The organism is Stutzerimonas nosocomialis, from assembly GCF_005876855.1.
GTDB lineage: Bacteria > Pseudomonadota > Gammaproteobacteria > Pseudomonadales > Pseudomonadaceae > Stutzerimonas > Stutzerimonas nosocomialis.
In genome coordinates this window covers 75,654-95,610 of record NZ_QLAE01000014.1, presented here as the reverse complement: position 1 = coordinate 95,610, position 19,957 = coordinate 75,654, and the positions used below count along the sequence as shown (strand labels likewise).

The following is a 19,957-nucleotide window of genomic DNA, read 5'->3' as shown; positions in this document are numbered from 1 at the left end:
CGACGAGCAGGCCCTGGTCGTTGGTAGCGCCCTGGCTTTCCCGTGCCGTTACCCTTTTATTTCAAAGAGTTGGTGATCCTTCTTCAGAAACGAGCTTCAGTGTGTTCGATCAACCGTTCTGCTCCACCGCCGGTATGGTCCAGCGCCATATGCCGAACGGCAGGTTCCAGGGTTCCAGCCGCGTCCACTGGGTCTTGCCGTACCAGGACCAGCGGTGCCCGTTCATCAGGTCCTCGCCATGGGTGTGTGCGTCGTCTGGCAGGCCCAGCTCCCAGAGCGGCAGCTCGAAGTGCGCTTCCTGGGCGTTGTGCGGGTCCAGGTTCACGGCGATGAGGATGAAGTTCGAGCGATCGGGGGTGCGCTTGCCGAAGAACAGGATGTTGTCGTTCCAGGCGGTATAGGCCTTGAAGCCGAGATGGGTCTGCAGCGCGGGGTTCTGCCGGCGGATGCGGTTGAGCTGCGCGATCTCGGCGATGATGTTGCCCGGCGCGCGGTAGTCGCGCGGACGGATCTGGTACTTCTCCGAGTCCAGGTATTCCTCCTTGCCCGGCAAGGGCGCCGACTCGCACAGCTCGAAGCCCGAATACATGCCCCACAGGCCCGACCCCATGGTCGCCAGCGCCGCGCGGATCAGAAACCCCGGCCGGCCCGAGCTGTGCAGGAAGAAGGGGTTGATGTCCGGCGTGTTGACGAAGAAGTTCGGCCGGTAGCAGTAACGCAGCGGCGGCTCGTTCAGCTCGGTGAAGTACTCGGTGAGCTCGGCCTTGGTGTTGCGCCAGGTGAAGTAGGTGTAGCTCTGGTTGAAGCCCACCTTGCCCAGGCGCGCCATCATCGCCGGCCGGGTGAAGGCCTCGGCGAGGAACATCACGTCGGGGTCGCGCGAACGGATGTCGGCGATCAGCCATTGCCAGAACGGCAGCGGCTTGGTGTGGGGGTTGTCCACGCGGAACACCTTCACGCCCAGGTCGACCCAGCCCTGCACCACGTCGCGCAGCGCGATCCAGAGATCGGGCATGGCGTCCTCGGCGTAGAAGTCGACGTTGACGATGTCCTGGTACTTCTTCGGCGGGTTTTCCGCGTAGCGGATGGTCCCGTCGGGCCGCCAGGAAAACCAGCCCGGATGCTGCTCGAGCCAGGGGTGGTCCTGCGAGCACTGGATCGCGAAGTCGAGGGCAATCTCGAGACCGTGGTCCGCGGCGGCGGATACCAGTGCGCGGAAGTCGTCGACCGTGCCCAGTTCCGGGTGGATGGCCTCGTGCCCGCCGGCTTCGCTGCCGATGGCGTAAGGGCTGCCCGGGTCGTTCGGGCCGGCTTCGAGGCTGTTGTTGGGGCCCTTGCGGTGCTTGCGCCCGATCGGATGGATCGGCGGGAAGTAGAGCACGTCGAAGCCCATGTCGCGGATCGCCGGCAAGCGCTTGATCACGTCGCGCAGGGTGCCGTGGCGTTCGGGGCTGTCGGTTTCGGAACGGGGAAAGAGTTCGTACCAGCTGGCGAACTGGGCCAGCGGCCGCTCCACCTCCAGCGGGAAGACGTGGCTCGCGCTGCAGTGCTCGCGCGCATCGGCATCGGCCATGGCGGCGGCCGTCTCGCCGGCCAGCATCACCGACACGCGCTCGTCGTCCAGGTGCGACGACGCCAGGCGATGCATGATGTCTTCGAGCACCGCACGGGTTTCACCCTGGGCGCGCTGAACCGCTCGCTCCAGATGCAGGCGCCCTTCTTCGAGTTCGAGCTGGACCGGCACGCCGGCGGCGTGCTTTTTCGACAGCTCGTAGCGATAGGTTTCCCAGAGGTCCCACCAGGCCTCGATGCGGAACTCGTGGGGACCGACCTGGGTGGGGGTGAAATGCCCTTGCCAGAGGTCGTTGGTGATCAGCTTCAGGCGCGCGCGCCGCCAGTTCTGTTCGCCCTTCTGCCGCCAGCACACCACCGCCGCGAGCTGGTCGTGGCCGTCGGCGAAGATCTTGCTGCTGACCTCGACCGGCTGACCGATGATCGCCTTGGCCGCGTAGCGACCGTCATCCACTGCCGGTTCGGTCGCCTCGATGGCGATGCGTGGCGCCCGCATCGCCTCTTCGAGGGAAAGGGGGCTCATCGAATCTGGCTGAGGTACGTCGGTCATCGAGCGGACTCCTGCGGCGCGTGAACATGCTGTGGACGAGACGGTTATCCGCCCTGGCATCGACCGGAGCGCCGGGCTGCCTGGCGGGGCCGAAAAGCCGCTCGCGCGGTTTGCCGGCCGTGTTATTTCCGAGCGCGTCGGCCGGGCAAAAGTTCAGTAGGAACGGGGCCTGCGCCGCCTGTCGACAACGGATGAGCGGCTGGAACTAAGGGCCTGCGGCCGCCTCAATTCAGCGTCGGTCCGAGGGGCCGATATTTCCCTGCGAAACCGGCCGTCACGGCAGGAGTTCTCCATGATTCACGCACGCCCCGACATCCCCCAACCGGACCCCATCGTGCACGATCAGCCCGGCGACCTTCCCCAGGTGCCCTGCGCCGACGAACTCGACGAGTTCTGCAAACCAGGGACGCTCTATGGAGGGCAAGTGGTGGCCGATCAGCAGCAACAGCCTCTCTAGGGCCAGTCGCCGCTGAACGGGCTTGCTCTATGAAGGGGCCGGCGCCCAGCGCTTGAGTCGGCATCGTCCACCTTCGCGGTCAAGACCGCTCCCATGGCAACCGGAACGATTCCAGTTTCTCCCACGGGTTAATGCTGGCCGAGCGAGCAGACACCTGTGGGAGCGGTTGGGGACGCCTAGTCTTGACCGCGAATCAGTCGCCGAGAATCAGCAGAGGGTTGTACCCGCTGCGCGCATACGCGCCCTGCTCGGCCAGCAGCAGGTCCAGGCCCAGGCTCGCCAGGTCGTCGGCGATCGGCTCGGCGCGGCCGTGCAGTTCGCGCTGCGCCACTTTCAGGTAGCTGTGGCACTCGTCGCAGGCTTCGGCCTGGATCGGCAGGAAGGGCTTGCCCTTTTCGTCGTCGAGCCCGAGGTAGGTCAGCTTCGCCCCGCTGTTGCAGACGGCGCAGCGCACCCGTTCGAGGTGCCATTCGGTCGCGCACAGGCTGCAATGCAGGTAGCGCACCCCGGCCCGATGCCGTTCGTTGTGCACCACGCTGGCCACCGGCAAGGAGCCGCAGCACGGGCACACGCCACGGCTTTCCTCACCCGGGCGCTTCGGCGGCCGGGGTAGCTGGCGGGCCAGCCTGACCCAGGCCACCTGCAGCGCGGCCGCGACCAGGGGCATGAGCCCGCGGCTTTCCTGGCTACCCGGGCGCACGTCGATGACGTCGTCGGCCAGCGCATCGAGCTGCTCGGACGACAGCTCGCGCAGGGTCCGGATGAGCGGCCGCTGACGCTCGCCCACATGCAGCTCGATGGCGTCGAGCAGCGCCGTCAGGTCGTGCTTCCAGTCCAGGTCGCGGCGCAGCGCGTCCACGCCGAGCGGCGGCATGCCGTGCTCCAGCGCAAGGTCGAAGGCGCCGGGCTCGGGGCGCCATTGGGGATCGCGCTGCAGCACCAGGTCCTGCGCCTGCACCACCCGCGCCATGAAGGAGAGGAACTCGTCGAGCGCCGGAACCGCCACCACCAGCTCCCGCAGCCGCGCCGCGCGACGGCTGAACAGCTGCGCGTCGGGCAGGACCACCGCCGGTGGGTCCATGATGCCGCTCGGTGCGTTGCCGAAGGTGTGTTCCGCAGCTGCTGCGCTCATGTCGATTTCCTTGTGGTTTCACTCGTCGCAGGCAGGCGCGTGTCGTCGCCCTGCTTTTCCCCACGAACGATCTCGTCGTACCAGAGCCGATGATGGTGCTTGGCCCAGGCGCGGCTCACCCGGCCCCGGGTCATGGCGCGGATCGAGCCCTTCACCCAGATCGCCGAATAGACGTGGATCACCAGGGTGATGATGGCGATGAAGGCCACATAGGCGTGGATCATCGCCCCCCAGCGCAGCAGCTCGCGCGGCATCGCCATGGCGAAATACGGCTGCCAGATGATGATCCCGCTCACCAGCAGGACCGGCACGCTGAACAGGAAGACCCAGTACACCAGCTTCTGCCCGGCGTTGTTCTGCCCCACCGGCGGCAAGCGGTCGTCCCGGTTGGAGAGCACGTCGCGGATCTGTCTGGCCCACTGCACGTCGTGCCGGCGGAACAGGTTGGCCTTGAAGAAGCGCACCGCCTGGATCACGAAGAAGAAGCACATGAACACCCCGATGAAGGGGTGGATGATGCGCGTGGCCGTCGGCCCGCCGAACAGGCTGGTCAACCCGAAGAACGCCGGGTAGAACAGCGCCAGCCCGCTCAGCGTGAGCGCCACGAAGCAGATCGCGATCAGCCAGTGGTTGAACCGCGACCACCAGCCGTAGCGCAGGATGCCTTTCTCGACGTTGGAATGACTCATGGCCGCCCCTCCTCGCGGCGATCGAGCTCACGCGCGGCCGCCGCCTGTTCCGGATCCGGATCGTCTTCGGGCTCTTCCTTCGGCCCCTTGATCATGTAGTGGAAGAAGCCCGCCAGTACCGAGATGCCGAGCGCCGCCGACATGAAGGGCTTGGTCACGCCCTTCCACAGGTCCACCAGCGGACTGATGTGCGGGTCCTTCGGCAGGCCGCTGTAGATCTCCGGCTTGTCGGCGTGCTGCAGCACGTACACCACGTGGGTGCCACCGACGCCGGCCGGGTCGTAGATGCCGGCGTTCTGGAAGCCGCGCTCCTTGAGCTTCTCGACCCGGTGCGCGCCGTAGTCGAGCATCTGCTCCTTGGTGCCGAACTGGATCGAACCGGTCGGGCAGCTCTTCACGCAGGCGGGCTCGAGGCCCGCGAACACACGGTCCGAGCAGAGCGTGCACTTGTAGGCCTTGTGGTCCTTCTGCGAGATCCGCGGGATGTTGAACGGACAACCGGCCACGCAATAGCCGCAGCCGATGCAGTGCTCGGAGTTGAAGTCGACGATGCCGTTGGCGTACTGCACGATCGCCCCGGGCGACGGGCAGGCCTTCAGGCAGCCCGGCTCGGCGCAGTGCATGCAGTTGTCCTTGCGGATCAGCCACTCCAGGCCGCCCTCCTCGTTGACGTACTCGGAAAAGCGCATCACCTCGAACGACTGCGGCGTCAGGTCCTGGGGGTTGTTGTAGGTGCCGTCGCACTCGCCCACTTCATCGCGCAGGTCGTTCCACTCCGAGCAGGCGACCTGGCAGGCCTTGCAGCCGATGCACACCGAAACGTCGATGAGCTTGGTCACCGGCTCGACGCCACCGGTGCGCACCTGCGGCGTGGCCGTGGGCGTTGCCGAGCGCTGGATGAAGTTCTGCATGTTGGGTTGTTCGCCACGCATCAGGCACGCCCTCCCACTTTTTCCACGTTCACCAGGAACGACTTGAATTCCGGTGTCTGCGTATTACCGTCGCCGACCACCGGCGTGAGGGTGTTGGTGAGGAATGCCTTCTTCGCCACCCCCAGGAAGCCCCAGTGGATCGGGATGCCGACCTGATGCACGGTCTTGCCGGTGATCTGCAGCGGAATCAGCCGCTTGGTCACCACCGCCACCGCCTCGATGTACCCTCGCTTGGAGGTCACCCGGACCTTTTCGCCCGCCTTGATGCCCAGTTCCTCGGCCAGGGTTTCGCCGATCTCGACGAATTTCTCCGGCTGCGCGATGGCATTGAGCAGCACGTGGTGCGTCCAGTAGTGGAAGTGCTCGGTGAGCCGGTAGGTGGTCGCCGCGTACGGGAACTCCTTGGCCGTGCCGAAGTTGGGTTTGTCTTCCTCGAACACCCGGCCGATGGGGTTGTGGTAGGCCAGCGGGTTGTCGGGGCTGAGCGGGTTGTGGTCGATCGGCGATTCGAACGGCTCGTAGTGCTCGGGGAACGGGCCCTCGTTCAACCACTCGCTGACGAAGAAGTGCCCGCCACCACTCTGGTTGAGAATGAACGGGCCGACGTTCTGCTCCGGTGGCGCCGCGACCGGATAGTCGGGGATGTCGGCGCCCACCCAGCGCTCGCCGTTCCACCAGATCAGCCGGCGGTCCGGGTTCCAGGGCGTGCCGTCCGGGCGTGCCGAGGCGCGGTTGTAGAGAATCCGCCGGTTCATCGGCCAGGCCCAGGCCCAGCCGAGGGTCTGGCCGTTGTCGTATGGATCGGCGTTGTCGCGCCGATCCATCATGTTGCCGGCTTCGGTCCAGGCGCCGGAATAGATCCAGCAGCCGCAGGCGGTGGAACCGTCGGCGCGCAGTTCGCCGAAGTCGTTGAGCAGCTCGCCCTTGCGCCGGATGATGCGTCCCTGATCCTCGATGTCCGCCAGCGCCCGGCCGTTGTACTCGCGGGCCAGCTCGTCGGCCTGCGGGTAGTCGCGCACGGCGTAATCCCAGGCCATGTTCAGGATCGGCTCGGGGAAGGCGCCGCCCTCTTGCTCATAGAGCCGGCGAATGCGCTGGAACAGATCGCCCAGGATGTGGGTGTCGGTGCGCGCCTCGCCAGGCGGCGGCGCGGCACGGTGGTGCCATTGCAGCCAGCGCGAGCTGTTGGTGATGGAGCCGTCGTCCTCGGCGAAGCAGGTGGTCGGCAGGCGGAACACCGTGGTCTGGATCTGGCTCGGGTCGACGTCGTTGAACGCCCCGTAGTTCTGCCAGAACTCGCTGGTCTCGGTCTGCAACGGGTCCATGACGACCAGATATTTGAGGTTCGACAGCGCCCGGGTCATCTTCGCCTTGTCGGGGAACGCGGCCAGGATGTTGAAGCCCTGGCAGAAGGCGCCGGTCATCTTCCTGTTGGCCATGTCGTTGGCGGCATAGAGCACGTCGTAGATCGGCTCGGAGAGCTTGGGCAGCCAGTCGTAGCACCAGTTGTTCTCGGCCGTGGCGGCATCGCCGTAGAAGGCCTTCATGGTGCTGACGAAGAAGCGCTCGTAGTACTTCCAGTAGGACACCTGCTCGGGAAGAAGCGGCTCCTTGATCCGCTTGTCCAGGTACTGCTGGTAACTCTGCAGGTCGACCGAGGCCAGGTTCATGTAGCCCGGCAACAGGTTGGAGAGCAACCCGATGTCCGTCAGGCCCTGGATGTTGGAATGGCCGCGCAGGGCGTTCACCCCGCCGCCGAGCATGCCCATGTTGCCCAGCAGGAGCTGCACCATCGCGGCGGCGCGGATCATCTGCGAGCCGACCGAATGCTGTGTCCAGCCCAGGGCGTAGAGAATGGTCATGGTCTTGTCGGGCGCGGCGGACTGCGCGATCAGGTCCCACAGCTGCAGCACGGTTTCACGCGGCATGCCGCAGGTGGTCTCGACCATCTCCACGGTGTAGCGGCTGTAATGCTGGCGCATCATCTGGAACACGCAGCGCGGGTCCTGCAGCGTCGGGTCGCGGCGGGCGAAGCCCTGCTCGTCGAGCTGGAAATTCCAGGTCTTGCGGTCGTAGCGGTGCCTGGCCTCGTCGTAGCCGGTGAACAGGCCGTCCTCGAAGCCGAAGTCCTGGTTGACCAGCAGGCTGGCGTCCGTATAGGCGCGCACGTATTCGTCGTTGTAGCGGTTGTTCTCGATCAGGTAGCTGATCAGCCCGCCGAGGAAGACGATGTCGGTGCCGGTGCGAATCCAGGCGTGATAGTCGGCCACCGCCGTGGTGCGGTTGTAGCGCGGGTCGATGGAGATCAGGATCGCGTTGCTGCGCTCCTTGGCCTGCATGACCCAGCGGAAGCCCACCGGATGCGCCTCCGCGGAGTTGCCTCCCATGGACAGGATGATGTGTGCGTTGCGGATGTCGACCCAGTGGTTGGTCATGGCACCGCGACCGAATGAAGGGGCAAGACCTGCCACCGTCGGTCCGTGTCAGACGCGCGCCTGGTTATCCAGCTTGAGAATGCCCAGCGCCCGGGTGATCTTCTGGGTGAGATACGCCGTCTCGTTGGTACAGGCCGATGCGGCCACCATCGAGCTGGTCATCCAGCGGTTGACCAGCCTTCCCTGCTCGTCATGGGTCTCGAAGTTGGCGTCGCGGTCGTCCTTCATCCAGCGGGCGATGCGCTCCATGGCCTCGTCCCAGCTGATTCGCTTCCACTCGTTGCTGCCGGGCTCGCGGACCTCGGGGAACTTGGTCCGCGACTTGGCCTTGATGAAGTCGAGCACACCGGAACCGCGCGGGCACAGCGAACCACGGCTCACCGGATGATCCGGATCGCCTTCGACGTGGAAGATCTCTTCATGGGCGTTGATCGCGCCGTCTCCGCGGCTGTAGAGCAACATGCCGCAGCCTACGGAGCAGTAGGTGCAGATGTTGCGGGTCATCTTCGCGCCGGTCAGCTTGAAATGCCGGATCGACGCGTGGGCCTCGTCAGGGGCGAACCCCATCATGGCCATGCTCGACGCGCCCAGGCCTGCGGCGCCGAACTTCAGGAATTGTCGCCGGGATACACGCACGGTCATCGTGTCTCTCCTGTCTTTCTTATGTGCTCATCAGTGGGCAGTCGACTGCGCGCGATTCTCCTTGGTTCCTTATTGCGCTAAATCCCGCCGCGCCATGCGACGGGCGGGCCTGGGGAGTGCTTCACACCGGATCGGACAAGGCCTTGAGGGTCGCCTGGCCGATGGTCTGGGAGAGCGAGCCGCATTCGGTCCAGGGGTCGCTGGAAAGGTCCGCCAGGCGCTCGGCGAGGTTGGTCACGTTCCACTGGGCGGCGCCGTCGATCCGGCCCAGCTCTTCGCGAGTGATGGGCACCGAGACCGGCAGTCCCGGCCGCGCGCGCACCGAATAGGCCGCCACCGTGCTCGCGCCCTTCTGGTTGCGCAGGTAGTCGACGAAGATCTTGCCGACCCGGTTCTGCGGCCCCATCTTGGCGACGATGCGCTCGGGGGCCTCTGCCGCCAGCCGCTCGGCCACGCCGCGGGCGAACTCGCGGGCCAGTGTCCAGTCGTGGCGCCGGGCGAGCGGCACCATCACGTGCATGCCCCGCCCACCGCTGGTCTTGAGAAAACCGCGCAGGCCTAGGCGCTCGAGCAGGTCCAGGGTCATGCAGGTGGCCTCCACCATCGCCGACCAGGGCAGCTCGGGGTCCGGGTCGAGGTCGAAGATCACCCGGTCGGGACGCTCCACCTTGTCGCTGCGCGCGTTCCAGCTGTGGAATTCGATGGTGCCCATCTGCACCGCCTCGATGACGGCGGTGATGCTGTCGGCCTGCATCAGCCGCGCGTGCTCGGGGTCGAGCGATTTGTCCAGTTCGCGCATGTGCGGCATCTTCAGGCGGCCGGCGTGGCGCTGGAAGAACGTCTCGCCCCCTACCCCTTCGGGCGCCCGCACGATGGACAGCGGCCGCCTGGCCAACTGCGGCAGCAGGTGCTCGGCAACGCTCAGGTAATACTCGGCGAGCCCCTTCTTGGTCACCCCGCTGGCGCTATCGATGACGCGCTCCGGGTGGCTGATGCCGACGCCACCGACCAGCGGACGGCTGTCGCTGCTTTTGGACGGTTTGCGCGGGGATGCGGGTTTTCGGCTGGGCGCCTGGGTGGCGGCGCGGGTCTGGGCTTGGGGCACGGCGGACTCCTGGTCGCGAATCGCTCGGCGCCGGCGCGGCGGCGCTCGGCTCAGCTGGCTTTCTTCGACTTGCTGGTACTGGTCTTGGCCGCGCTGGCCTTGCGCGTCGTGCCGCCCGTCGTTTTCGCGGCGGTCTTGGATTTGCTTCCGGCGGCCTTGCTGGCCGCCGTCTTGCGCGCCGGCGCCTTCTGCGGCGTTTCCTCGTCCTCGCCGTCATACTCGTCACTGGCCGCGGCCTTGCCCGAGGGCTTCGCCGCCAGGCTGCGCTTGAGCAGTTCGGTGAGGTCGATGACGTCCGCGCTGCGCCGATCGACGGCCTCTTCCGGCCCACCGACCGCCTCGAGCTTGCCCTCGCGCGCCTTGCGCTCGACCAGTTCCATGATCTGGTCCTGGAAGGTGTCCTTGTACTGGTCCGGCTTCCATTTCTCGGTCATGTCCTCGACCAGCCGCTTGGCCATTTCCAGCTCGCGCGGGTTGAGGTCGGCGTTGAGCGCTTCGTCCTTCATTTCCAGGTATTCCACGCCGCGCACCTCGTCGGCCCAGCGCAGCGTGTTCATCACCAGCGCCTTGCCCAGCGGCATCACCACGGCCAGGTGCTGCTTGTTGCGCAGCACCACGTTGGCGATGCCGACCTTGCCGGTCTGGATCAGCGTCTCGCGCAGCAGCGCATAGACCTTCTCCCCACGGCGGTCCGGCGTGAGGTAGTACGGAGTGTCGATGTAGAGGAAGGAAATGTCCTTGGCGTCGACGAAGGCGACGATGTCCACCGTCTGGGTGGCCTTGGGGTGGGCGGCGCGGATCTCCTCGTCGCTGATGACCACGTAGTGGCCCTTCTCGTACTCGACACCCTTGACGATGTTGTCGCTGTCGATGTCTTCACCGGTGGTCTTGTTGATCCGCTTGTAGCCGACCCGGTCCATGCTGCGCTTGTCGAGCCAGTCGAAGTCGATGCCTTGGCGCGTGGTCGCCGGCACCAGCGCCACCGGGATGTGTACCAGGCCGAAGCTGACGGCCCCTTTCCAGATCGTGCGTGGCATGGCTGTACTCCTCAACCGTTGACGACGGTTCCGCCGTTGACATGGATGACCTGGCCGCTGACGTAGGACGAATCGGAACTGGCGAGGTAGACGTAGGCGGGAGCGACTTCCTCGGGCTGGCCGGGACGCTCCATGGGTGTGTTCGAGCCGAAGTGGGCGACGTGGTCCTCATCGAAGGTCGAGGGAATCAGCGGCGTCCAGATCGGCCCGGGCGCCACCGCATTGACCCGGATGCCACGCGGCGCGAGGTTGATCGACAGGGAACGGGTGAAGCTGGTGATGGCGCCCTTGGTCGAGGAGTAGTCGATCAGGTTCGGGTTGCCCTTGTAGGCGGTCACCGAGGTGGTGTTGATGATCGACGCGCCTTCCCTCATCGCCGGCAAGGCGGCCTTGGTCAGCTGGAACATGCCGAAGATGTTGGTGCGGAAAGTGCGCTCCCACTGCTCCTCGCTGATGTCTTCCAGACGCTTCTGCGGATGCTGCTCACCGGCGTTGTTGACCAGGATGTCGAGCCGGCCGAAGACCCGCCGGGTTTCCTCGATGACCCGCCGGCAGAACCCCGCATCGGCCACGTCGCCGGCGAAGGTCAGGCAGCGGCGGCCGTGCTTTTCGACCTCCCGACGGGTCTCCTCGGCATCGTCCACCTGGTTCAGGTAGAGCACCACCACGTCGGCGCCCTCACGGGCATAGAGCACCGCAACGGAGCGGCCGATGCCGCTGTCGGCGCCGGTGATGATCGCCACCCGGCCTTCGAGCTTGCCCGCCGCGCGGTAGTCCTCGCCCTTGTAAGCGGGGCGCGGGCTCATGCGGCTCTCGTCGCCGGGCTCGGGTTGCTGCTGGGGCGGGAGGGTCTGGCTGGCGTCCGACATACGGCGTCTCCAAAGCGTTACGACTGTCTTTGGAGGACTGGCGGGACGAAACAAAAGTTTCCGTCAGCGGGCTGGGCGCCCGCCGAACGGGAGGCCTGCGGTGGTCAGTCGACGCGCAACGCCACGCGGCCCCGGGCGGCGCCGCTTTCGAGATAGCGGTGCGCCTCCACCACCTCGTCGAAACCATAGACGCGGGCGATGGCCGGCTGCAGCAGGCGGTCGGCGGTGAGCTGGTTGATGTGGGTCAGTGCCCGCTCGACCGCCTCGGCCTTCTGCGGGATGCCCAGTTCCGGCAATCCGGTGAAGTCGCCCAGGCAGTGCAGGAAGAACTTGATGTTCTTCTCGAACGCGGCGCAGGCCGGGAAAGCGGTCTCGTTGCCGCCGTTGAGCCCGTAGAGCACGAGCTTGCCGCAGGGCGCCATGACGTCGCCCAGCAGCGCCATCTGCGAACCGCCGCAAGCGTCGAGGATGACCTCCACGCCCCGGCCCTCGGTGAGCTTCTGGACGCGCCCGACCAGGTCTTCTTCCTCGGTGGCGATCACGGCGCTGGCGCCCAGCTCCAGGAGAAAGTCGCGGTCTTCGCTGGTGTCGGTGGTGGCGATCACCCGCGCGCCCAGCGCGGAGGCGAGCTGCACGGCCGACGGTCCGGTGCAGTGGCTCGCATCGGTCATCAGCACCTGCTGCCCGGCCTGCAGCTGGGCAAGGTCCCTGAGCCCGAAATAGGCGATCAGCAGCGGCGTGTAGTGCACGCACGCCTGCTCGGGGGTCAGCACGTCGGGGTAAATCACCAGCGAGGTCTGCGGCATCAGCACGCGCTCGCCGTAGGCGGGATAGTCGTTGAGGTCGTGCGCCGGGAAGCTCGCCACCGCGTCGCCGACCTTGAAGCGTTCGACGCCTTCGCCGACCGCCAGCACCTCGCCGGCGACCTCGCTGCCGAGTCCGGTGGGCAGGCGCGGATGGCGCGGCGCCAGGTCCTGACGCCAGAGCACATCGTGCCAGTTGACGCCGATCGCCTTGACTGCAATCAGCACTTCGCCAGGCGCAGGCGAGCCGACTTCGACGTTTTCGAATTGCAGTACTTCGGCAGGGCCGAACTGGTGAAACCGGATCATGCGCGACATCGTGCACCTCACTTACTTCTAGGCTGGAGCGACTCTATCTGCACTCCCCGAACAACACCACCCGGCGAGGGGGTATTCCCGTTGATAGTGCTCATGCCCGGTGCTAATGATCTCGACCGCCGAGGCTGCTTCGAAAGCGTTCCAGGGCAGTCGACGGCGATGCGCCGGCGTGCTCTCATGCCGGGGAATCAGGCAAGCCACCGATATGATCGGGCATTCGTCATCCAGGCACGAGACACTACCATTAGCCCTGAGACATCGTTTATCGGGTAACGCTCGATTATCCGGCCACTGACCTAGCGTGGATGGCATGAATCGCAACGACCTTCGTCGCCTCGACCTCAATCTGCTGATCGTATTCGAAACGCTGATGCACGAGCGCAGCGTGACGCGCGCGGCGGAAAAGCTGTTCCTCGGCCAGCCCGCTATCAGCGCCGCGCTCGGGCGTCTGCGCTCGCTGTTCGACGATCCGCTGTTCGTGCGCACCGGCCGCAACATGGAGCCGACCGCGCGCGCCCAGGAGATCTTCGGGCTGCTCTCGCCGGCGCTGGACTCGATCTCCACCGCGGTCAGTCGCGCCAGCCAGTTCGACCCGGCTACCAGCACCATGGTGTTTCGCATCGGCCTGAGCGATGAGGTGGAGTTCGGCCTGCTGCCGCCCCTGCTGCGACGGATTCGCGCCGAGGCGCCGGGTGTGGTGCTGGTGGTGCGCCGTGCCAACTACCTGCTGATGCCGAGCCTGCTGGCCTCGGGCGAGATCTCGGTAGGCGTCAGCTATACCGACGAGCTGCCAGCCAACGCCAAGCGCAAGGTGCTGCGCCGCAGCCGACCCCGGCTGTTGCGCGCCGATTCCAAGCCCGGCACGCTGACCATGGAGGAATACTGCGCGCGGCCCCACGCGATGGTCTCGTTCGCCGGCGACCTCAATGGCTTCATCGACGACGAGCTGGCCCTGCGCGGCTGCAAGCGCAAGGTCGTGCTGGCGGTTCCCCAGTTCAACGGCCTAGCCAGTCTGATCGCCGGCACCGACATCATCGCCACGGTGCCGGACTATGCCGCCGCGGCCCTGGCGGCCAACGGAGGCGTTCGCGCCGAGCCGCTGCCGTTCGAGACCGACACCACCTTCGAGCTTTCGATGGCCTGGCGCGGCGCCCAGGACAACGACCCCGCCGAGCGCTGGCTGCGTTCGCGGATCCAGATGTTCATCGGCGACCCGGACAGCCTCTAGCACCGAGCCTCGTCAACGATCCGACCTTGGGTGGACGGCAAGCCGTGCGCCCCGCCGCAGTGCTGTCCGTCGATCTTCACCTGCATCGATACATACAACTAAATCATCACCGGCAGTGATATTCATCTTCGCGTTGTTCGATTCGTCGTACCACCGCGCGGGACGCACACTCGCCGCACTGTCTATTCCCTGCTTTGCGGAGCCCTTACATGGATCAGTCAATCAAGGCCTTGCGTTTTCCTCTGGCCGCTCTCGCGATGATCGCGCTCGCCGCCTGCGACAAGGCCCCCCAGGCCAGCGCATCGGCCGCGCCCTCGGCCCCGACCGTCAGCGTCGCCCAGGTGATCGAGCAACCCATTACCGAATGGGATGAGCTGACCGGCCGCCTGGAGGCGCCTGAATCGGTACAGATCCGCCCCCGGGTGTCGGGCTACATCGACAAGGTGGCCTTCACCGAGGGCGCCAGGGTGAAGAAAGGCGACCTGCTGTTCCAGATCGATCCACGCCCGTTCCAGGCCGAGGTCAAGCGGCTCGAAGCCCAGCTGCAGCAGGCGCGCGCCCAGCAGCGCCGGACCGCCAGCGAGGCCGAGCGTGGCGAGCGGCTGCGTTCGAGCAACGCCATTTCGGCTGAACTGGCCGATGCGCGCATCAGCGCCGCCGAGGAAGCCAAGGCGGCGGTGGCGGCGATCCAGGCACAGCTCGATTCGGCCCGGCTGGACCTCGGCTTCACCCAGGTCACCGCGCCCATCGACGGCCAGGTCAGCAATGCGGCGGTGACCGCGGGCAACCTGGTCAACGCCGGGGAGACCCTGCTGACGACGCTGGTTTCCACGGACCGCGTCTACGCCTACTTCGAGGCCGACGAGCGCGTCTACCTCAAGCACCGCGAACTGGCCCGCAAGGGCTCGCGCGGCGACGCCACGCCGGTCTACCTCGGGCTGACCAACGAGGACGGCCATCCGCACCTCGGCCACATGGACTTCATCGACAACCGCGTCGACCCACGCACCGGCACCATTCGCGGCCGCGCCGTGTTCGACAACCGCGACGGGCGCTTCACCCCCGGGCTGTACGCTCGCCTGAAGCTGGTGGGCAGCGGCCGCTACGACGCCACCCTGATCCAGGACGGCGCCGTCGGCACGGACCTGGGCAAGAAGTTCGTGCTGGTCATCGATGCCAACAATGACGTGGACTACCGCGCCGTCGAACTCGGCCCGCGCCTCGAAGGCCTGCGCATCGTGCGCAGCGGGCTGGCCAAGGGCGAGCGCATCGTGGTCAACGGCTTGCAACGGGTGCGCCCGGGCATGCACGTCGAACCGCAGGACGTGCCCATGGCGAGCGAAGCCACCCTCGCCGCCCTGGCCAGCCAGCGCGAAGCGATCGAGGCCGCGCAGCAGAACCCGGCCCCGAGCGTCGCCCGCCGCGATGCCAACGGTTCTCCCAGAAGCTGATGCCTGACCTCCCGCGCCGCGGGAGGCGTTCACCCTTTTTTGCAGTGCTGTCTGTGCCCTGCCCGCTTGCCGCGGGCAGCGGCGCCCCCTTGCCGAGCGATACACAGGACATGCTCCGATGAACTTCTCTCAATTCTTCATCCTGCGGCCGATCTTCGCGGCGGTGCTTTCGCTGATCATCCTGATCGGCGGCGCCATCGCGCTGTTCCAGCTGCCCATCAGCGAATACCCGGAAGTGGTTCCGCCGACCGTGGTGGTGCGCGCCAACTTCCCGGGCGCCAACCCCAAGGTCATCGGTGAAACCGTCGCCTCGCCGCTCGAGCAGGCCATCAACGGCGTCGAGGGCATGCTCTACATGTCGTCCCAGGCCACCGCCGACGGCAAGATGACCCTGACCATCACCTTCGCCCTCGGCACGGACCTGGACACCGCCCAGGTGCAGGTACAGAACCGCGTGACCCGGACCATGCCGACCCTGCCGACCGAGGTGCAGCGCCTGGGCGTCACCGTCGACAAGGCCTCGCCCGACCTGACCATGGTGGTGCACCTGACCTCGCCGGACGAGCGCTACGACATGCTCTACCTGTCCAACTACGCCACGCTCAACGTCAAGGACGAGCTGGCGCGGCTGGACGGCATCGGCGACGTGCAGCTGTTCGGTCTTGGCGAATACTCGCTGCGCGTCTGGCTCGACCCGACCAAGGTCGCTTCGCGCAACCTCACCGCCACCGACGTGGTCGCCGCCATTCGCGAACAGAACCGCCAGGTCGCCGCGGGCTCGCTGGGCGCGCCGCCGTCCAATGCCGGCAACAGCTTCCAGCTGTCGATCAACACCCAGGGCCGGCTGGTCACCGAGGAGGAATTCGAGAACATCGTGGTGCGCGCCGGCGAAGACGGCGAGATCACCCGCCTGCGCGAGATCGCGCGGATCGAACTCGGCTCGAACCAGTACGCGCTGCGCTCGCTGCTCAACAACAAGCCCGCCGTGGCCATGCCGATCTTCCAGCGCCCGGGCTCCAACGCCATCGACGTGTCCAACAACGTGCGGGCAAAGATGGCCGAGCTGAAGGAAGCCTTCCCCCAGGGCGTCGATTACGAAATCGTCTACGACCCGACCATCTTCGTGCGCGGCTCCATCGAGGCGGTGGTCCATACGCTGCTCGAGGCGGTGGTGCTGGTGGTGCTGGTGGTGATCCTGTTCCTGCAGACCTGGCGTGCCTCGATCATTCCGCTGGTGGCGGTACCGGTATCGCTGATCGGCACCTTCGCGGTCATGCACATGTTCGGCTTCTCGCTCAACGCCCTCTCGCTGTTCGGCCTGGTGCTGGCGATCGGCATCGTGGTCGACGACGCGATCGTGGTGGTCGAGAACGTCGAGCGCAACATCGGCCTGGGCAAGACGCCTGTCGAGGCGACCAAGCAGGCCATGAAGGAGGTCACCGGCCCCATCGTGGCGACGGCGCTGGTGCTGTGCGCGGTATTCGTGCCGACGGCGTTCATCTCCGGACTCACCGGGCAGTTCTACCAGCAGTTCGCGCTGACCATCGCCATCTCGACGGTGATCTCCGCCTTCAACTCGCTCACGCTGTCGCCCGCGCTGGCTGCCGCCCTGCTGCGTGCCCATGACGCGCCGAAGGACCGCTTCTCGCGCCTGCTCGATGCACTGTTCGGACGCTGGCTGTTCAAGCCGTTCAACCGCATGTTCGACCGCGCCAGCCACGGCTACGTCGGCGCGGTGCGTCGCATCCTGCGCAGCAGCGGCATCGCGATACTGATCTACGCCGGGCTGATGGCCCTGACCTGGATGGGCTTCGCCAACACGCCGACCGGTTTCGTGCCGCAGCAGGACAAGCAGTACCTGGTGGCCTTCGCCCAGCTGCCGGACGCGGCGACCCTCGACCGCAGCGAAGAGGTGATCAAGAAGATGTCCGAACTCGCCCTCAAGCACCCGGGCGTGGAGAACACCGTGGCCTTCCCCGGCCTCTCGATCAACGGCTTCACCAACAGCAGCAACAGCGGCATCGTCTTCGTCACGCTCAAGGACTTCGACCAGCGCAAGGACGCCTCGCTGTCGGCCGGCGCCATCGCCGGCGAGCTCAACGGCCAGTTCGCCGGCATCCAGGACGCCTTCATCGCCATCTTCCCGCCGCCTCCGGTCATGGGCCTGGGCACCATCGGTGGCTTCCGCGTGCAGATCCAGGACCGCGGCAACCTGGGCTATGACGAGCTGTTCCGGCAGACCCAGAACATCATCGCCAAGAGCCAGAGCGTGCCCGAGCTGGCCGGCCTGTTCTCCAGCTATCAGGTCAACGTGCCCCAGGTGGAAGCGGCGATCGACCGGGAAAAGGCCAAGACCCACGGCGTGGCCATCGACGACATCTTCGACACCATGCAGATCTACCTCGGCTCGCTGTACGCCAACGACTTCAACCGGTTCGGCCGGACCTACCAGGTCAACGTGCAGGCCGAGCAGCAGTTCCGGCTCGAAGCCGAGCAGATCGGCCAGTTGAAGGTGCGCAACAACCGGGGCGAGATGGTGCCGCTGTCGACCTTCGTCAAGGTCAGCGACAGCTCAGGCCCCGACCGGGTCATGCACTACAACGGCTTCATCACCGCCGAGATCAACGGCGCGCCGGCGCCCGGCTACAGCACCGGCCAGGCCGAAGCGGCGATGGAGCGCCTGCTGCGCGAGGAGCTGCCCAACGGCATGAGCTTCGAGTGGACCGACCTGACCTACCAGCAGATCCTCGCCGGCAACACCGCAATGTTCGTCTTCCCGCTCTGCGTACTGCTGGCCTTCCTCGTGCTGGCCGCCCAGTACGAAAGCTGGAGCCTGCCGCTGGCGGTCATCCTGATCGTGCCGATGACCCTGCTCTCGGCCATCGCCGGGGTGATCCTCGCCGGCAGCGACAACAACATCTTCACCCAGATCGGCCTGATCGTGCTGGTGGGCCTGGCGTGCAAGAACGCGATCCTCATCGTCGAGTTCGCCAAGGAGAAACAGGAAGAAGGCCTCGACCGGGTGGCCGCTGTGCTCGAAGCCTGCCGCCTGCGTCTGCGGCCGATCCTGATGACCAGCTTCGCCTTCATCATGGGCGTGGTTCCGCTGGTGATCTCCAGCGGCGCGGGTGCCGAGATGCGCCATGCGATGGGTGTCGCGGTGTTCTCCGGGATGCTCGGCGTGACCTTCTTCGGGCTGCTGCTGACCCCCGTGTTCTATGTCCTGCTGCGTGCCTTCGTCGAACGTCGAGAAGCACGCCGGCAGACCCGTCTCAAGGAGATTCATGCATGAAGGCCTTTGCCCCCGCCCTGCTCGCACTGGCGCTGTCCGCCTGTGCGGTAGGCCCGGACTACCGCGCGCCGGAGACCGCGCCGGCCAACCTGATCCACGCCCAGGCGGCATCGCTCGACCGCAGCCGCTTCGAGAGTGCCTGGTGGCGCCAGTTCGAAGACCGCACCCTCGACCAGCTGGTGGAGCAGGCGCTCGAGGAAAACCGCGAACTGCGCATCGCCTTTGCCCGCGTGCGGGCGGCCAGGGCGATCCGTGACGACGTCGGCAACGACGCCTTCCCCGTCGTGAGCAGCCGCGCCAGCGCCGAAATCGGCAAGGCGCAGCAGCCTGGCTTCAGCGAGCGCCGCGGCAACGCCGAGCGCTACGACCTGGGCCTGGACATGGCCTGGGAGCTCGACCTCTTCGGCCGTATCCAGCGCCAGCTCGAAGCCAGCGAAGCCCAGGCGCAGGGCGCCGAGGCCGAGCTCTATCAGCTGCAGATCACCCTGATCGCCGACCTGGTCGACGCCTATGGCGATCTGCGCGGTGCCCAGCTGCGCGAGCGCATCGCCCGCGCCAACCTCGAGAACCAGCAGAACTCGCGCGCCCTGACCGAACAGCTGCGCGAAGCCGGCATCGGCAGCCAGCTGGACGTGATGCGCGCCGATGCCCGCCTGGCCGCCATCGAAGCCACGCTGCCGATGCTGCAGGCCCAGCAGGTACGGGCCCGCAACCGCATCGCCACGCTGATGGGCCAGCGCCCCGATCAGCTGACGGTCGACCTCTCGCCCCGCGAGCTGCCGGCCATCGCCAAGGCGCTGCCGATCGGCGATCCGGCCGAGTTGTTGCGCCGCCGCCCGGACATCAGCGCGGCCGAACGTCAACTGGCGGCCGCCACGGCGAACGTCGGCGTGGCGACGGCTGACCTCTTCCCCCGGGTCAGCCTGGCGGGGTTCCTCGGCTTCACCGCCGGGCGTGGTTCGCAGATAGGCTCGTCGGACGCCCGGGCCTGGGGCGTCGCGCCGACCCTCAGCTGGGCGGCCTTCGACCTCGGCAGCGTACGGGCCCGTCTGCGCGGTGCGCGCGCCGATGCCGATGGCGCCCTGGCGCAGTACGAACAGCAGGTCCTGCTGGCCCTGGAAGAATCGGAAAACGCCTTCAGTGACTACGCCAAGATCCAGCAACGCCTGCTGGCCCTGGTGCGTCAGTCCGATGCCAGCCGCGAAGCGGCCGGCCAGGCGGCGATCCGCTACCGCGAAGGCACGGTGGACTTCCTCGTCCTGCTCGATGCCGAGCGTGAGCGCCTGGCCGCCGAAGATGCCCAGGCGCAGGCGGAGATCGACCTGTATCGCGGCATCGTCTCCATCTACAAGGCGCTCGGCGGCGGCTGGGACATCAGCAGCTGACCCCCTCTCCCGCATCCGCTTCACCTTTGCCCCGCGATTGGCTCCTGGTCGCGGGGCTTT

General features: G+C 66.6%; 14 protein-coding genes. 5 read left to right on the top strand and 9 right to left on the bottom strand.

Features of this window, described 5'->3' with window-relative positions:
• Positions 1-109 precede the first annotated feature (109 nt).
• Entirely contained in the window at positions 110-2,122 is a 2,013-nt protein-coding gene (locus DN824_RS11085; protein WP_174236496.1) for an alpha-1,4-glucan--maltose-1-phosphate maltosyltransferase, read from the bottom strand.
• A 292-nt stretch (positions 2,123-2,414) separates the two neighbouring features.
• Between DN824_RS11085 and DN824_RS22555 the strand changes: the two genes are divergently transcribed.
• A complete protein-coding gene (locus tag DN824_RS22555; RefSeq protein WP_174236495.1) occupies positions 2,415-2,579 on the top strand; it encodes a hypothetical protein in 165 nt (54 codons plus the stop codon).
• A gap of 193 nt (positions 2,580-2,772) precedes the next feature.
• On the opposite strand, the gene fdhE is transcribed toward DN824_RS22555, so the two are convergent.
• The 8 genes from fdhE to DN824_RS11045 all read right to left on the bottom strand — a co-directional run bounded on the left by fdhE (position 2,773) and on the right by DN824_RS11045 (position 12,541).
• A complete protein-coding gene (fdhE, locus tag DN824_RS11080) occupies positions 2,773-3,711 on the bottom strand; it encodes a formate dehydrogenase accessory protein FdhE (protein ID WP_241666691.1) in 939 nt (312 codons plus the stop codon).
• Positions 3,708-4,400, bottom strand: a complete 693-nt coding sequence (locus DN824_RS11075) for a formate dehydrogenase subunit gamma (RefSeq protein ID WP_138408458.1) — start codon at positions 4,398-4,400, stop codon at positions 3,708-3,710. Before DN824_RS11075 ends, fdhE begins: the two co-directional genes overlap by 4 nt.
• On the bottom strand, positions 4,397-5,332 hold the full coding sequence (gene fdxH / locus DN824_RS11070; RefSeq protein ID WP_138408457.1) for a formate dehydrogenase subunit beta: 936 nt from the start codon (positions 5,330-5,332) through the stop codon (positions 4,397-4,399). The genes DN824_RS11075 and fdxH overlap by 4 nt, the downstream gene beginning before the upstream one ends.
• On the bottom strand, positions 5,332-8,403 hold the full coding sequence (gene fdnG, locus DN824_RS11065; protein WP_174236497.1) for a formate dehydrogenase-N subunit alpha: 3,072 nt from the start codon (positions 8,401-8,403) through the stop codon (positions 5,332-5,334). Before fdnG ends, fdxH begins: the two co-directional genes overlap by 1 nt.
• A gap of 127 nt (positions 8,404-8,530) precedes the next feature.
• Positions 8,531-9,421 carry a non-homologous end-joining DNA ligase gene (gene ligD, locus DN824_RS11060; protein ID WP_241666692.1) on the bottom strand — a complete coding sequence of 297 codons (891 nt, stop codon included), beginning with the start codon at positions 9,419-9,421 and terminating at the stop codon, positions 8,531-8,533.
• Between the two features lie 143 nt (positions 9,422-9,564).
• A complete protein-coding gene (gene ku / locus DN824_RS11055; RefSeq protein WP_138408454.1) occupies positions 9,565-10,551 on the bottom strand; it encodes a non-homologous end joining protein Ku in 987 nt (328 codons plus the stop codon).
• 11 nt (positions 10,552-10,562) lie between these two features.
• A complete protein-coding gene (locus DN824_RS11050) occupies positions 10,563-11,420 on the bottom strand; it encodes an SDR family oxidoreductase (protein ID WP_138408453.1) in 858 nt (285 codons plus the stop codon).
• Positions 11,421-11,524: 104 nt separating this feature from the next.
• Positions 11,525-12,541: a zinc-dependent alcohol dehydrogenase family protein gene (locus DN824_RS11045; RefSeq protein WP_138408452.1), complete on the bottom strand. Its 1,017-nt coding sequence runs from the start codon at positions 12,539-12,541 to the stop codon at positions 11,525-11,527.
• Between the two features lie 310 nt (positions 12,542-12,851).
• On the opposite strand from DN824_RS11045, the gene DN824_RS11040 reads away from it, so the two are divergent.
• The 4 genes from DN824_RS11040 (at position 12,852) to DN824_RS11025 (ending at position 19,897) form a co-directional block, all read left to right on the top strand.
• Positions 12,852-13,769, top strand: coding sequence for a LysR substrate-binding domain-containing protein (locus DN824_RS11040; RefSeq protein WP_138408451.1), 918 nt, complete (start codon positions 12,852-12,854; stop codon positions 13,767-13,769).
• A gap of 209 nt (positions 13,770-13,978) precedes the next feature.
• Positions 13,979-15,220, top strand: coding sequence for a multidrug efflux RND transporter periplasmic adaptor subunit MexE (gene mexE, locus DN824_RS11035; RefSeq protein WP_138408450.1), 1,242 nt, complete (start codon positions 13,979-13,981; stop codon positions 15,218-15,220).
• Between the two features lie 118 nt (positions 15,221-15,338).
• Complete coding sequence (locus DN824_RS11030) at positions 15,339-18,512, top strand: efflux RND transporter permease subunit (protein WP_138408449.1); 3,174 nt, start codon at positions 15,339-15,341, stop codon at positions 18,510-18,512.
• A complete protein-coding gene (locus DN824_RS11025; RefSeq protein ID WP_138408448.1) occupies positions 18,509-19,897 on the top strand; it encodes an efflux transporter outer membrane subunit in 1,389 nt (462 codons plus the stop codon). The genes DN824_RS11030 and DN824_RS11025 overlap by 4 nt, the downstream gene beginning before the upstream one ends.
• The last annotated feature ends 60 nt before the right edge of the window (positions 19,898-19,957 follow it).